11 protein-coding genes are annotated in these 14,804 nt (G+C 41.7%); 6 read left to right on the top strand and 5 right to left on the bottom strand.

Going from position 1 to position 14,804, the window contains the following annotated elements:
- Positions 1 to 140: 140 nt before the first annotated feature.
- Both R8P61_07000 and R8P61_06995 read right to left on the bottom strand, forming a co-directional pair.
- Positions 141 to 881, bottom strand: a complete 741-nt coding sequence (locus R8P61_07000; protein ID MDW3646790.1) for a LytTR family DNA-binding domain-containing protein — start codon at positions 879 to 881, stop codon at positions 141 to 143.
- Entirely contained in the window at positions 878 to 1,864 is a 987-nt protein-coding gene (locus R8P61_06995; GenBank protein MDW3646789.1) for a histidine kinase, read from the bottom strand. The genes R8P61_07000 and R8P61_06995 overlap by 4 nt, the downstream gene beginning before the upstream one ends.
- 180 nt (positions 1,865 to 2,044) lie before the next feature.
- Here R8P61_06995 and R8P61_06990 point away from each other — a divergent pair, with 180 nt between their 5' ends.
- Together R8P61_06990 and R8P61_06985 are read left to right on the top strand one after the other, a co-directional pair.
- Positions 2,045 to 3,643 carry a serine hydrolase domain-containing protein gene (locus tag R8P61_06990; protein ID MDW3646788.1) on the top strand — a complete coding sequence of 533 codons (1,599 nt, stop codon included), beginning with the start codon at positions 2,045 to 2,047 and terminating at the stop codon, positions 3,641 to 3,643.
- A gap of 142 nt (positions 3,644 to 3,785) precedes the next feature.
- Entirely contained in the window at positions 3,786 to 6,752 is a 2,967-nt protein-coding gene (locus tag R8P61_06985) for an adenylate/guanylate cyclase domain-containing protein (GenBank protein MDW3646787.1), read from the top strand.
- Between the two features lie 164 nt (positions 6,753 to 6,916).
- On the opposite strand, the gene R8P61_06980 is transcribed toward R8P61_06985, so the two are convergent.
- A complete protein-coding gene (locus R8P61_06980; GenBank protein MDW3646786.1) occupies positions 6,917 to 7,687 on the bottom strand; it encodes an ATP-binding cassette domain-containing protein in 771 nt (256 codons plus the stop codon).
- A 221-nt stretch (positions 7,688 to 7,908) separates the two neighbouring features.
- On the opposite strand from R8P61_06980, the gene R8P61_06975 reads away from it, so the two are divergent.
- The 4 genes from R8P61_06975 (at position 7,909) to R8P61_06960 (ending at position 12,134) form a co-directional block, all read left to right on the top strand.
- The gene (locus tag R8P61_06975) at positions 7,909 to 10,110 is read left to right on the top strand and encodes a hypothetical protein (GenBank protein MDW3646785.1); all 2,202 of its coding nucleotides are present in this window, start codon (positions 7,909 to 7,911) and stop codon (positions 10,108 to 10,110) included.
- Positions 10,111 to 10,240: 130 nt separating this feature from the next.
- Positions 10,241 to 11,092 (top strand): universal stress protein, encoded by an 852-nt coding sequence (locus tag R8P61_06970; protein MDW3646784.1) that lies wholly within the window; start codon positions 10,241 to 10,243, stop codon positions 11,090 to 11,092.
- Positions 11,093 to 11,170: 78 nt separating this feature from the next.
- On the top strand, positions 11,171 to 11,392 hold the full coding sequence (locus tag R8P61_06965) for a universal stress protein (GenBank protein MDW3646783.1): 222 nt from the start codon (positions 11,171 to 11,173) through the stop codon (positions 11,390 to 11,392).
- A 283-nt stretch (positions 11,393 to 11,675) separates the two neighbouring features.
- A complete protein-coding gene (locus tag R8P61_06960) occupies positions 11,676 to 12,134 on the top strand; it encodes a cytochrome C (GenBank protein MDW3646782.1) in 459 nt (152 codons plus the stop codon).
- A gap of 1 nt (position 12,135) precedes the next feature.
- Here R8P61_06960 and R8P61_06955 read toward each other — a convergent pair whose 3' ends face one another.
- Together R8P61_06955 and R8P61_06950 are read right to left on the bottom strand one after the other, a co-directional pair.
- Positions 12,136 to 13,122, bottom strand: coding sequence for a 2-hydroxyacid dehydrogenase (locus R8P61_06955; protein MDW3646781.1), 987 nt, complete (start codon positions 13,120 to 13,122; stop codon positions 12,136 to 12,138).
- Positions 13,123 to 13,218: 96 nt separating this feature from the next.
- Positions 13,219 to 14,616, bottom strand: a complete 1,398-nt coding sequence (locus tag R8P61_06950; protein MDW3646780.1) for a TIGR00341 family protein — start codon at positions 14,614 to 14,616, stop codon at positions 13,219 to 13,221.
- Positions 14,617 to 14,804 lie beyond the last annotated feature (188 nt).

The raw sequence follows: 14,804 nt of genomic DNA, 5'->3' as shown, positions 1-14,804 counted from the left end.
GTCCGTCCAGATTCTTAACACATATACAGGACGGATGCTAAATATAATTCAAAAATTGGACTAAGCCGATCCTCAGCATAGATATTCCTGGCTAAAAAGCTAAGGCAAAAACTCAATTTTACTGAGGTTAGGCAATCTTTTCAACCCGCAAGAGTCTTCTTCACATTCACCGAATAACTTTTCCCAATAGGCAAGTAGAGATCTTCCAGTTTTACCTGATTGCCTTCTATAGATTTCACGCAATTGATATTGACTATGTAGGATTTATGGATCCTTAAAAAATGCCGGGAAGAGAGTTCTGATTCGAGAGCTTTAATGGTCTTGCGTATCAGTTTAATCTGCTGATCTTTCAAAAAAAACTTGAGGTAATTTCCCCAGGATTGAATGTAATTAATGTCGGCATAAGGGATTCGGTAAATGATCTTATTGTCTTTCAGGCTAATGAAATCTGCCTCCGAAACCTGGGTGTTTTCTTTCTCTTGTACTGATGGTTGAGCTTTAAATTCCCTTTCCAGCAACAGAACCCTCTTCAGTCTTTCTAAGGCCTTAATAAATCTTGTAAGACGTATAGGTTTGTGTAAATAATCAACGACCTGATCATAGTCAAAACTCTGCATCGCATATTCTGTATAGGCAGTGGTAAATATGATTTTGGGTGCATTGTTTTTCAGGGTATCTAGCAATTCCAGGCCCGTTAATTCCGGCATTTGAATGTCCAATAGAACTACATCTACCTCTTCTTTATTGAGAAAATTCAGGGTAGAAATGCCATCATAACAATGCCCGACTACTTCTACATAATCAATATTCTGACAATAATTTTCCAGCACCTTATGTGCAAGGGGTTCATCATCTACAATGAGTATTTTTATGTGTGTCATAGCTCAATCTGTAATTCCACGAGATGATAATTGTCCTTTTTGATGATGTCCAACTTATGTTTTTCAGGAAATAGCAATTCCAATCTTCTCTTGGTATTCTGAAGTCCAATATTCGTTTTGACCACTTTCTGGTTAGGAATGAGGCTATTCTTTACCCTGAAGAGAAGGCCATCCGGATTTGTACTGAGATTGATATGGACAAAGCAATCTTTTGTGGGGTGGGTTCCATGTTTAAAGGCATTTTCTACAAAAGGGATGAAAAGTAAAGGGGAAATCATGAGACTTTTATCTGCCTCTTCAAAATCTATCTTCAGCTCGCAGGTTTCTCTCAACCTCAGCTGTTCTAACTTTATGTAGGATTGTAATAGCTCCACTTCATCCTGCAGTTTTACCTTGGCTTCTTTGGAGAACTCCAGATGATAGCGCATCACATCTGATAATTCCATAATCATTTCAGAGCCCTGTTCAGGATTGAGTTGATTTATGCCATAGATGTTATTCAAGGTATTGAAGAGGAAGTGCGGATTGATTTGCGCTTTGAGGGCTTTGAGCTCAGCCATGGCCGTCTTGAATCTGAGTTCCTGGAGTTGGTATTGATTGATAATCCCTCGCTTGAAATATTGAAGTCCTAAAACGAAGATCTGTATAAAAATAAAATTGGCAATGTTTTGAGAACGAGTTATATGTATAACTGGATCAAAGCCTTGTAGAAATTCATTAAGTGCGACTCCAATAAACACAATTCCTGCTGCAGCCAGAAAGTAGAGTAAATAGCTGCGACTGTCGAAGAGTTTCTCCTTTGCCCAAAAGGCCAAATAGGTGGTCAGGATAATGGGAATTAAAAAAAGGATCGGCTCTTTAATGAATAAGAAAAAGCTTTCGATTTCCCCTTCCTCATAAAAGTTAACCAGTATCAGGGCAAAATAAGCGCTTGTCCAAATTAAGCTATGATATACCCATCGTTTTTGTAAAAACCGAATCATAGCAAAAGCTAAGAAAGAATATCCGCCCTTTCTATTTTTTGTGACGTACGCCTTTAATCACAGCTATTTCTTATCTGGTCACAGCTCGCTTAGGGTAGATCACTAATATATTTTTTGACGGATTCATCGATCTAGATTGGGATTGTAACAGAAGATCAACTAATCATTAATACTAGATTCATGAAATATATTATCACAACTATCGCATGCCTTTTTGTCTCTATAATTGGATTAGGACAAAACACTCAATTTTCCAAACTGGATAAATTCTTTACCACACTAGAAGAGAATGACCGATATTTTGGAAGTGTCGCTGTTTCTCGGGGGGGCGAAATCATTTATACGAAAGCAATCGGATATGCCGATTTAGAAAAAAAGATCCCTAACACAAGCGAAACCAAATTCAGAATTGGATCCATCAGCAAAACATTCACTGCCACACTTATTATGAAAGCGGTAGAAATGGGGAAAATTGATTTAGATGATACCATTGAGAAGTATTTCCCCAGAATCAAAAATGCTGACAAAATCTCCATTCGCCACCTACTCAATCATCGTAGCGGGATAAACACATTTACAGACAAGAGTTTTTTCTCATGGCACTTAGAACCTATAACGAAAGCTGCTCTGCTAGATACCATTGTTAGTAAGGGTATTGGCTTCGAAGCAGATGCTAAGCATGTCTACAGCAATTCAAACTATGTATTATTAAGCTTCCTGCTGGAAAGGACCTTTGATAAATCCTACTCAGACATCCTTGAGCAATACATCATAGAGCCTTTAGCTTTGGAAAATACCACTTATGGAGGGAAAATCAATTCTTCGAAAGGTGAAGCGCGTTCATATCGGATGAAGGATGCATGGACCTTAAGTTCCGAAGAAGATATGTCCATTCCTCAAGGAGCAGGAGGCATTATTTCAACACCTACAGATTTGTGTCGCTTTGCAAAAGCTCTATTTAATGGCAAGCTGATTTCCGCCCAAAGTTTAGCACAAATGAAACCTCTAACGGATGCTTCCTATGGATTTGGTATTGAAGAAACAAAGATTGATGAAATGACAGGATGGGGGCACACTGGCGCTATCGACGCATATAGTTCAAGTTTGACTTACTTTGAAGAAAGTGATGTCTCCATAGCCCTTATCTGCAACGGCTCCAACTACGGAAGTCATGATGTCGCAATAGCGGTCTTGAGAGAAGTTTTTGACAAGCCTTATGAATTGCCATCCTTCGATTTTATCGAATTGAGCAGTGAGGATTTAGACCAGTACGTGGGAACCTATGAGTCCGATAAGCTCCCCATGGATTTGACCGTCAGCAAGGAGGGAAATACCCTTTCCCTGGGGATTCCCGGACAAGCCTCAGATGTCCTCAAGGCGGAAGGAGATCACAAATTTTCCATTTTGAAATACGGGGTCAAAATCAAATTCATTCCCGAGGAAAAAATGATGCACTTTGAGCAACAAGGAATGGCCTTTGAGTTGAGTATGAAACAAGCTACTCAAGCAGCTAGCTCTCCTAAACCCTCGAAGGTCGATCTCGATCAATATTTGGGAACCTATACCTCCGATCAATTACCGCTGGACATAACCTTTCGCAAAGAGGCAGGCCAACTTATCGCTCAGGGCACCGGTCAACCTTCTTTTCCCCTTACAGCTGAAGGAGATCATGTATTCTCAAATGAGGAAATTGGCTTATTGATCACCTTCATTCCTGCGGAGAAAAAAATGCGCTTTGCGCAAGCAGGAGCTGAGTTTGAGATGAAGTTGGCGGAATGAAGAGAAAGAATAACACTAATTCTATTTTGAATTTTATTAAGCCAGATGGCTGAAGGAGCTTTCTTTGGTTTAGAAGTAGAATTGGCTATTTTCGGAATCTACCGCAAAGAAAAATTCCATGACGCCAAAAAACTCCCGGCGAATGCTAGCTGCCATTATGTTTACCGATATGGTAGGATATACAGCACTGATGCAGCAAGATGAGGCCTTGGCAAGGAAAAAGCGAGAGCGCCATAGAGAAGTATTCAATCACCTTCATCAGGAATTTCATGGTCAGATCATTCAGTATTTTGGAGACGGTACTCTAAGCATTTTCCCCAGTGTGGTCGAGGCTATTCAATGTGCCGTTGACATGCAACTTCGATTGAAAGAACCCATAGAAGTACCACTCCGGATAGGCATACATTTGGGGGATGTAGTGATTGAAAATGACCAACTAATCGGGGATGCAGTAAACGTAGCTTCACGCGTTGAATCTTTCGCAGCGACAGGGAGTATTTTGGTATCAGGCGAAATTGTGGAGCAGGTCAAAAATCAACAACAATTTTCCTTTCGTTCAATGGGTGCCTTCCAATTTAAGAATGTCCAGAAAGCGAAGGAATTGTTTGCTGTCCAGCATGAGGGAATAATCGTACCTGCGCCCGATGAATTAAGTGGAAAAGGGAGGCGAAAAGAAAATACCTTCAAACTCCCCAGATCTCTCACCAGTTTTGTAGGAAGAGAACGAGAACAGGAGGAAATAGCGTTATTGGTCAGAAACAACCCTCTGCTAACCTTAACAGGGCCCGGAGGATCAGGAAAGACCAGATTATCCCTAAAAGTTGCTGAAAGTATCCAATTCGATTTTCGAGAAGGCGTAAGATGGATTTCTCTTGCTGCCATTACGGATCCTGATATGCTGGCTTTTGCAATTACAGAAAGTCTGGGCTTGAAACCCGGGATTCGCGACGCGACGGACCATCTCATGCAGTACCTGGCAGGCAAACAGATGCTCCTGATCCTGGACAATTTTGAACAAATTGTATCTGCCAGTCAATGGCTCGCCGAATTGCTCATTAATTGTCCGGAAATAAAAATAATAGTAACCAGTAGGATCATTTTGAATATTGCCGGCGAGGTAGAGTTCCCCGTAGAACCTCTTCCTTTGCCTAAACCTTCACAGATAAATGATCTGGATGTTTTGAGGGCAAATCCAGCCATTGACCTTTTTTGCCAACGCGCTAAGCAAGCCAGGCGAAGTTTTGAATTAAGTAGCAAGAATTCCAGCTATATCGCTGAAATATGCACACGTCTCGATGGATTGCCCTTAGCCCTTGAGCTGGCTGCTGCAAGAACTAAAATATTTTCCCCAGAAACTTTACTCGAACGACTCGGGCAAAGCCTGGATGTACTGAAAACCAGAGATGTGCAGATGCCTGAAAGGCATCAGACCTTGAGGCAGACCATAAATTGGAGCTACAAGCTCCTGGATAAGGAAGAACAAGAGTTATTGAATCGTCTATCGGTTTTTGTGGGAGGCTCCGATTTTGAGGCCATTCATGCGGTATGTATTCAAAACGGACTGGCAGACTGGGATTTTGAGGAAGGCATAGAAGATCTGCTAGATAAAAGCCTCATCAAAATAGAAGAAAGGGCCTCTCGTTTCTATATGTTAGAAACCATTAGAGAATTTGCTTCAGATCAATTAAAACTAGCCGTTAAAGACGAAATATATAAGCTGGCTCATATTGACTATTACCTGCAATTAGCTGAAAATGCTTCCAAAAAACTGAGCTCCGGCCATGAAGAAGCCCAAAAGTGGACATCAATTCTGGATCTGGAACTTACCAATTTAAAAGCAGCCATAGAGTATGCCATTGAGTTGGGAGAAATGAAAAAAGCCTATCGCCTGGGTCAGGCAATGCGGCCTTTTTGGAGCAATCAAGGTTCCGTCAAAGAAGGCATACAGATCTTGAGTAAAATCCTGGCTATTCCCGTTAGCGAGGAAATCAAAAAAGACCAAATCGAGGCAAAACTCTCCTTTGGAGTTATGTGCTTCTATCTGGCTGACATGAAGGGCCTGGAAGATATTTTCAAAGATTGCCTCGACTTTTTTACGAAAGAAGGAAATGATAAAAAAAGTCTGGAGGCCCTGAATCATCTCTTTTTTGTCCAGGTCAACAGCGGGAATTTGACCCAAGCAGAAAAGAGCTTTGAGAGACTGAAAGCTCCACTCAAAACCATGGGAACTCACCCATTTTCTATAGGAGTTCACAACAACCTGGGCTTTCTCCATTTTTTAAAGGGAGAACTGGATCAGGCTGTAACTACCTTTGAAAAGATTGTTCCCATGGCAAAAGAACTTGGCAATGAAAGATGGATGGGATATAACTATTCCAATATGTCCCTTCCCTTGATTTACAAAGCGGAATACCAGAAAGCCATAGATCTCTTAAAGTTTTCTCTGAAAAGGCATAGAGAAGCCAGGGAATTGACCGTTCTTCAACACGCCATCAATCAGTCTTGCCAGGCGTATTTCGAATTGGGGGAATATGAAAAATGCCAGGAATTGGTAGATGAGGCACATGAGTGGAACCAACTAAGTCCCTCAGAGGTAACCCTTATTATCCTCTCAGATATACGTGCTCGATTAGCTCTATCCAAAAATCTTCCGGATGAAGCTGAAGCCATTATTGAGGAATACCTTCCCGTTTTTTCTAAAAAGGACCTTCCGTTAATGTGGCAGATAAATACCTACAGGACCAAATGCCATATATCCTTTGCCCTGGGTAAATATGAGGAACTTAAATTCTATACTTTAAGGCTGCTTAAACTCGATAAAAGCCAAAGCTCCTACCTAACAGCATGTCTTGCCCTTGAGTTTACTGCCCGCCTTGCCGAAGTCAGAAAGGATTTTTCTCTAGCCGCAACATTGTTCCACATTGCTCAAGCTTTCAGGCGCTCTATACATATGCCTGTGCCCAACAGTGAAAAAGAAATTGGAGCAAAATTACAAAGTAATCTAAGTGAAATGCTGGGCAGTGAGGCTTTTCAATTAGCAAAAAATGAAAGCCTTAACCTGAGTTTACAGCAAGCCATAAAGTTGTGCAAGGATTATTTGGAAAGTTGAATTTCTATTACTCCAGACTCCAAATTTCCTTCCAGCACAAAATTGTCCAACGGTAAATCTTATCTATGCCCCACCACGATTCCAATAGATTTATCATCCTGTTTGACAAGGTGATTCACAAGCCCACTATAACAGTAAAATGAAAATCGGTGAAATCTGCAATCTCAATGAAAAAAGGCCCGCACCATGGGATCTTCATGGGCAAACAATTCCTGATAGGTCCCGGATGCATAATTGATCCCATCTATGAGGACGATTATTTTATTGGCTATAATTTCGGTGCAAACCAGATCGTGGGAGATAATTAGCGAAGATGTCTGATACTTTTCCTGCATTTCGAGGATTAAATAACTGATTTCTTTAGTCGTGATAGGATCCAATCCACCTGTAGGCTCATCGTAAATGATAATCTCGGGTTTCAAAATCAGGGTTCTTGCAAGAGCGATCCTCTTCTTCATTCCTCCAGACAATTCGGAAGGCATTAAATCTATGGCCTGACTTAATCCTACACTTTCCAGCATTTCCTCCACCAATTCCTCAACTTCGCTTTCCGATATCTGGCGATGAACATGCCTCAACGGAAACTCCAGGTTTTCCCTTACTGTCATCGAATCGTATAAAGCACTTCCCTGGAACAAAAATCCTATCTTCCTTCTAAGTAGATCAAGTTCTCGGGTCGAAAGGCTGAAAATGTCATTCCCCAGCACTACCAATTTCCCGGAATCAGGCCTGAGTAATCCTACAATGCATTTGGTCAGAACGGTTTTCCCCGAGCCTGACCTTCCCAGAATGACCAGGTTTTCGGCTTTATTCAATTCCATATCAAAGCCCTTAAGGACTTCATTCCTTCCAAAGGCCTTTTTCAGCTGAGCGATTTCAATAACCTTCTCTAGTTTGGAAGGTGGGGCAATTATTTTTGATTGATAGAGTTCCATCCTTGCAGCTTGTTAAGAATCCCTTTACTCGCACTTCTAAACAAACAGCTTATCCATCCTTTTTCATGACGTGAGTTCAGTCCTTGGACTGATTTTAATCATACCTATATCCGACTTCGATATTTTCCTTCACATTAAGCCAGGCTAAAATTTACCCTACTCGGCAAAGGAAGAAATGCTAGATTAGGATAAACAGAATCCCTTGATTTATTCAAAGCCCTATGAAATGCTCTTTCCTCTTTTCCATCTGCCTCCTTTCTATAGTATCAAACTTATTCCTTATAGCTTGCCAGCCACAGGAAAAAATCAAACATACAGATACTCCCTTTGTCCAAAGGTATAGCATCAAGTTTTATGCAGAAGAAGGAATAAGTCTGCAGAAAGCTTATGCTAATCGAAATGGAAACATTAAGGTCTTATCCTCAGAAGGACTGATGGCTGCTGCAGAGGGACAATTGTTATACCCCGGCAAACTTCATCTCGATCAATCCTACTTACACTTCCAGGATGCCGGGCTTAGTGATATCCTGGTTAAGGAGCAGGAATTCTATTTTCTGGGGAAAGATGAAATTTCGAGCAATAATCAGGCAGGGAGCTATTATTTTATGAACTCAATCCCCGATGCCGAGCAATTTTCCATTGGGAATGCGGATTCACTATTACTGGCTGAAGGGAAAAGGCTCTATTTTTTTAAGGGGGAAGCGCTCCTCTGGGAAACAGAATTGGATCAGGAAGTATTGGAGCTCCATTTCAAGCCCTCAGATGCCTTCTTCGATATTCTTACAGCCTCTGGGATATACACCTTCAAACCAGCAAGTCAAAAGCTTAACATGCTTTCCCTTAAGGGAAATTTTGTCAGCATGTGCAATCAGGGAGAGAAATTGCTTATTGCTCAATCTGATAAGTTCTTTTTTGTAGAGAAGGGTGAGGTCTCAGAAACCTTTACTGCTATTCCTTCCAGTCCCATTTTAACAGCATCTTTCATCCATGGACATTATTGGTTTGGCACTGAGGGAGGAGTATTTATGCTAAAGGAAGATGGGAGCTTTGATTATTATTATGGCAATCGTTGGCTGGCAGATAATAAGGTCAAGCATATTAGTCAGGGGCCGGATAGCTCAATTCTTATCCTCTCAGAGACAGGATTAGCTCAATTGATTTACAAACCCTTTACCCTTACTCAAAAAGCCGATTATTTTGAAAAACAGGTCCGCCAAAGACATATTCGTTTTGGTTTTAATGCAGAAAGAGTCGATTTGAAGAAAGGGAATCCATCAAGTGGCAGGCTCAAAGATTCCGACAATGATGGACTCTGGACGAGCATGTATTTGGCCTCTCAGGCATTTAGATACTCTGTTGATCAATCGGAAGAAGCCTTGCAGAATTGTCGCGAATCCTTGGCAGCTTTAGAGCGTCTGTACACCATCAATCCTGTTCCGGGATTTCCTTCCCGTTCTTTCGAGAGGAGCGGATACATGAATAAACTTTCGGACAAAAAACGCTGGTTAGCTGTAGGAGATTCGATCTGGGACTGGAAATCTACCACTAGCAGTGATGAAGCTATCGGTCATATGTTTGCATTTGGGGTTTTAGCTGAACTTATTCCTGACCAACAAATAAAAGAGCTTTCGATCCAATTGATGGATACGCTTATGTCCCATATTGTGAAAAATGATCTCTACCTGGTCGATCATGATGGCAAACCCACTACCTGGGGGCGCTGGAATCCCGAATACGTAAATGCGAGACCTGTCATGGTCGGAGATCGGAAACTCAATTCTTCCAATATCATCAGCATGTTACAAACAGCATATCATTTCACCCAAAAAGAAAAATACCGAGAAAAAGCCTTTGAGTTGATGGAAGAGCATGGCTACCTGGAAAACCTCCTGCGTCCTATGAAGGAGATTGGTCCAGCTCCTGAAAAAGCTGATGATTGGAGCAAAATGCTGTCTGAAAGCTGGAACCATTCGGATGATGAGATGTATTTTCTGGGCTATTGGGGACTTTATCGGTATGCGTTCAATGATTCCCTGAAAAAGCTGTATCGTGCAGCAATAATCGAGCATTGGGAAATAGAAAGACCTGAAAAGGAGGCCCTATGGAATATCATGACTCATCTGCTAGGCGGGGAAAATTATGATTTGGAAGAAGCAGTCTGGTATTTACAAGAATATCCGCTGGACCTGATCAACTGGGACATAAAAAACTCCCATCGCAAAGATCTGGCATTTCTCCCCAACAATTTCAGGGGCCAGCCCATTGAAGAGGTCCTTTCTCCTTACGAACGTCCCATCCAAAAACATAACGGTAACACCTTCAATCTGGACCGAGAAAGAGGTAATGGGAATCGGGAATATAGCGCAGGCGATATTTGGCTACTCCCCTATTGGATGGGAAGGTATTTGGGCTTGATTGGGTAGTAAGGTCTATCGAGGAAATATTCGTTTTGTTCTTGCAGAGATGGAGTTAAATCATACAAGGCCTTGATTTTTCTTATCAAATATCAAGTACAAAACAGGGAGATTAATCATGCACCTAATTAATCCCACAATGAAGAAGTTTATTTTTGCAACCGATTTCTCCCAAAATTCCCTCAACGCTTTTGCTTATACCTTGCCGCTAGTAAAAAAGCTCCAGGGACATTTGATCCTATTCCATGCTTTCGAATATGCCCGCCCATTTGTAGAGGCTCCAGCTACCAATTTGCCTAAAATGAATCGGGAGCTAAAAAAGAAAGCCGAGGACCAACTCAGAATATGGCAGAAGATGATTCTTGAAAAGGATCCAGACATATCCAGCGAGTACGTAGCTTCCGGAGGACCATTTGTAAATAACCTCTTGAAGTTATCGGAAAAAGAGGATGTCGAGGCGATCTTCATGGGAACCCAGGGAGCCAGTGGACTTAAAAAGTACATCATGGGGTCCAACACAGCTTCTGTCATAGAAAAGGCTAAATGCCCCGTATTTGCGATTCCAGAGGGAGCTGAATTTAAGGGCATAAACTCAATCGTTTTTGCTACCGATTACCAAAAAGCGAATTCATTCATCCTGGATCAGTTAGCAAAAATTGCAGCTCTCTTTGGTGCCAAAATTGAAATCCTTCACATCTCCAATGAGGAGGCGAAAGCAGATTTAGAGGTATACGATTGGTATAAAAAAGCAGTGAAAGAAAGGCTTGCCAATCTGGAGATTTCCTTTAGGGTTTTCAACAAAAAAAGTGTCCACGAGGGAATAAATAATTATGTAAAACTGAATCAAACGGATTTGGTAGTAATGGCGATGCATGAGAAGACTTGGCTGGAGCGAATGCTCAATAAAAGTACAAGCAAACAGCAAGCATATATCACGCAAAAGCCCTTACTGGTCTTTCATCACGGAGTGAAGGAAAAGGTCTTGCCTTAGCAGGAATTGGCTGAAATTCCCCTGCTAGAAGATTGTTTTACCCGATGGCTTAACTCCACACATTTTAATTTTTCGCTTATGTCCTATAAGCTTAAAAACATACTTGTCCCCACGGATTTCTCTGACAATTCGAGACAGACCTTAAAAGCGGCCGTAACATTCACTCAAAAAATAAAGGGGCAGATATACCTCTACCATCGCAGCAATCTACCCCCCAATTGGGATGCCGCAACAGATGAACAAAAACGCTTCAATACCCTCGCTAAAAAAAAGAGACAAGGAATTGAAGGGGCAATTTGAAGATATGCTTACCAGCTTTCCGGATGCTGGCATCCAGATAAATCCTTTACATTCCGATGGAGACTTGCTTCAAAATACGGAGGAATTAATAGAGGAATATAAAATTGATTTGGTGGTAATGGGTTCGAAATGCCCCAGAGGCTTCAAAGAATGCTTACCGGCTCTAATGCCGAAATGGTGAGTGAAACCCTGAAAGTTCCGGTTTTATCGATTCCTGCAGATGAAAAAGCATTGAAAATAAAGAGTAGCTAGTTAATGATTAGACCGTAAAAATTAAATTGTTATGACCACACCTATCCGTCCAAAACAACGCTTGATCCCTTTAGGCTTGTTCCTAGCTATGCTGATGTTTACCTCGGCTTGCAATCAGCAAGGCCAGGGTTTTGCCTTGCCTCAGGGAGACATAGAAAGTGGCAATTCCACATTTATTCGCCTGGCATGCAATGAATGTCATAGCGTAGGAGAGATCAAGTGGGGAGGCAATGATGAAAATATGCACATCTCCCTAGGAGGAGAAACTCCAACAGCAATGACCTATGGAGAGCTTGTTACGTCTGTAATCAATCCTTCGCATAAAATTGCCAAACGCTACCAGGAAACAACAGCAGACGAAGCCGGCAATTCAAAAATGCGGATTTACAATGAAGTGATGAGCGTGCAGGAATTGGTGGATATCGTTACTTTCCTCCAATCCGAATATAAGCTTAGTCCACCGCCTACTAATTATTATCCTCCCTTTTGAGCTAGACCGCATTTAGCAGTTCTTTCCCCGCTTCAAAATCGTTGAGGTTCTGCAAGGTGGTTTGGGTAATTTCCTCTAAAGCTTCCCGTGTAAAGAAACCCTGATGCGCGGTTATCAAGACATTGGGGAAAGTCATTAAACGAGCAATTTCATCGTCCTGAATGATGCTCTCCGACAAATCACGGAAAAAGAGGTGCTCTTCCTGTTCGTAGACATCAATCCCCAAATACCCCAATTGTCCGTGCTTGAGGGCATGGATGGCAGCAGTGGTATTGATAAGACCTCCCCTGCTGGTATTGATGAGCATCGAACCGGATTTCATTTTCTCAAACTCTTTTTCCCCCAATAGATGGCGAGTATTAGGATTTAGGGGACAATGCAGGGAAACAATATCAGAATCAGTCAGCAAGTCCTCAAAGCTGGCATAGATGACACCTGCTTTTATCAAATCTTCAGAGGGCTGCAGATCAAAAGCCAACACTTTACAACCAAAGCCTAGCATAATTCGGGCGAAAATCCGACCAATTTGCCCGGTCCCGATTACACCTACTGTTTTTCCATAAATATCAAATCCCGTCAGCCTTTCTAAAGAAAAATTGTTTTCCCGGATGCGGTTGTAGGCTTTATGCGTTTTGCGATTGAGGGTCAGAATAAGCGCAACAGCATGCTCAGCCACTGCCTGAGGCGAATAGGACGGCACCCGTACTACTTTGATATCATGTTCCTTGGCCGCTTCCAGGTCCACATTATTGAAACCCGCACAGCGTAAAGCGATTAATCCAACTCCATTCCCCTTCAATTGCTCAATGACGGTAGCATCAAGTTTATCATTCACAAATACGCAAACTGCATCAAAACCCAGGCTCAGATTGGTGGTGTTTTGGTTTAAAGGTGCTTCAAAATAGGTCAGCTCATGTTTGCCACTTGTATTGAATTGATTGAAGTATTCTCGATCAAAGGATTTGGTACTAAATACAGCTACTTTCATATGCTTCCACAAAATTTAGGGTTCCAGGCTATTACTGCCCAAGCTACAGTTTCCTTCCATCTTTCCCGCATCCTGAGTCTACAAAATATAAGCTTGCTATCGGGTCAACAACTTAATCTTATCAGTCTTTACCCGAACCTTCAACCATTTATCCAACTTCCTCAACTCAGCTCTTGTTGGACGTTTTCTAAAGCCTGCGTAGGCCAGAAAGACAGTATCCTGTTTAAGGCTATCTGTAGTGGTCATCAAGGTAGGAGAAACTGAAAGTGCGGTTACATTCGCATTGATTGCTTTGATCTCCTGAGCGAGGTCCTTCAGGGGCAATTCAGCAGCTTTGAATTTCAAGATTTCATTTTCCAGAAGTTGAATTTGCGCATCCTTGGTCTTAAGAAGATCTTCATTCTTTTTGTAAATATCTTCGATGATGCCTGTACGCAAACGCTCATTCATCAATTCGATTTCATTCTTGTCAATGGAATCATTTTCGATATATCCTTGCCTGACATAGAGATTCGCATAGGCCAGATTATATTGCGGCATTCGATCCACCGCTTCATCGATTTCCTCCTCTGAAACTGGATTACCATAAAGGGTAACTTCGATACTGGAACTGTCCGGGTCAAAATCCAGTTTTCTGAAAATAATCTGGCAGCCTTCAAAATTCAATTCCTGGCTTATGAACTCATTTGCATTCCGCTTGAAAATACTTTGTCTCACCATGTTCCAACCCGTAAAGACACTGGGGATGATCGTAAGGATGGCCAGTAGGGCGATGTAACGCTTTACTTTCCGTTCCCGGGCTTCGTCCATAAATTCTTTAGGCGAATATCTTAAAGCTCGAACTATGAGGTAAGTGGATAAGCTGATGAAGACGCTATTAATGAAAAAGAGGTAAAAGGCTCCGAAAAAATAGCTCCACTGAGCGGTCGCCAAACCATAGCCAGCCGTACACAAAGGAGGCATTAGGGCGGTCGCAATAGCTACTCCTGGTATGGCATTACTTTTTTCTTTTCTCGAACCCGCTACAATACCTGCCAATCCTCCAAAGAGCCCAATAAATACATCCATAAGGGTTGGAGAAGTACGAGCCAGTAATTCAGATTGAGCATCATTCAAAGGAGAAATCCAGAAATAGAGGGCAGAGGTAAATACACTGATGGCAACGGCAATTCCGAGGTTTTTGAGAGCCCGCACAATCAGCTCAAAGTCATTAATCCCAAATCCCAATCCTATCCCCATGATCGGCCCCATAAGGGGAGAGATCAACATCGCACCGATAATGACTGCAGTACTATTGATATTGAGACCCACCGAAGCGACCATAATAGCAAAGATGAGGATCCAAAGATTAGCTCCTTTGAAAATGACGCCTTTCTTTATCTCCTCTATGGTTTGCTTTTCAGAGGCTTCTCCTTCATTCAGGTCAAATCTCTCTTTCAGGAATATTCGAATGTATTGCCAAAGGCGTCCAATGGAAATATTTGATTCTGCCATGTGATTTTTAATTGTGCGTTTTCTGATTGGCTAAGAGGAAAAGAAAGAGTTCAAATCTTTTTTATACTACTTTCAAAGACTAAAAGCCTTCCGGGATTTCCATTTCTCAGCGCGAACATAAAAATTATTTGACTGAACTACATCCATTTTTTTTTCATCTTTAAACAAATCCAATGATTCAACCTATG

The sequence above is a fragment of the Bacteroidia bacterium genome, from assembly GCA_033391075.1.
GTDB lineage: Bacteria > Bacteroidota > Bacteroidia > J057 > J057 > JAWPMV01.
The sequence above is the reverse complement of the archived record's forward strand: the minus strand, read 5'-3'. Positions and strand labels throughout refer to the sequence as shown.

What these genes read in the sequence shown, in the direction of transcription:
- R8P61_07000 (MDW3646790.1), bottom strand. Translation starts at nt 881, where the DNA reads ATGACACACATAAAAATACTCATTGTAGATGATGAACCCCTTGCACAT.
- R8P61_06995 (MDW3646789.1), bottom strand. Translation starts at nt 1,864, where the DNA reads ATGATTCGGTTTTTACAAAAACGATGGGTATATCATAGCTTAATTTGG.
- R8P61_06990 (MDW3646788.1), top strand. Translation starts at nt 2,045, where the DNA reads ATGAAATATATTATCACAACTATCGCATGCCTTTTTGTCTCTATAATT.
- R8P61_06985 (MDW3646787.1), top strand. Translation starts at nt 3,786, where the DNA reads ATGCTAGCTGCCATTATGTTTACCGATATGGTAGGATATACAGCACTG.
- R8P61_06980 (MDW3646786.1), bottom strand. Translation starts at nt 7,687, where the DNA reads ATGGAACTCTATCAATCAAAAATAATTGCCCCACCTTCCAAACTAGAG.
- R8P61_06975 (MDW3646785.1), top strand. Translation starts at nt 7,909, where the DNA reads ATGAAATGCTCTTTCCTCTTTTCCATCTGCCTCCTTTCTATAGTATCA.
- R8P61_06970 (MDW3646784.1), top strand. Translation starts at nt 10,241, where the DNA reads ATGAAGAAGTTTATTTTTGCAACCGATTTCTCCCAAAATTCCCTCAAC.
- R8P61_06965 (MDW3646783.1), top strand. Translation starts at nt 11,171, where the DNA reads ATGTCCTATAAGCTTAAAAACATACTTGTCCCCACGGATTTCTCTGAC.
- R8P61_06960 (MDW3646782.1), top strand. Translation starts at nt 11,676, where the DNA reads ATGACCACACCTATCCGTCCAAAACAACGCTTGATCCCTTTAGGCTTG.
- R8P61_06955 (MDW3646781.1), bottom strand. Translation starts at nt 13,122, where the DNA reads ATGAAAGTAGCTGTATTTAGTACCAAATCCTTTGATCGAGAATACTTC.
- R8P61_06950 (MDW3646780.1), bottom strand. Translation starts at nt 14,616, where the DNA reads ATGGCAGAATCAAATATTTCCATTGGACGCCTTTGGCAATACATTCGA.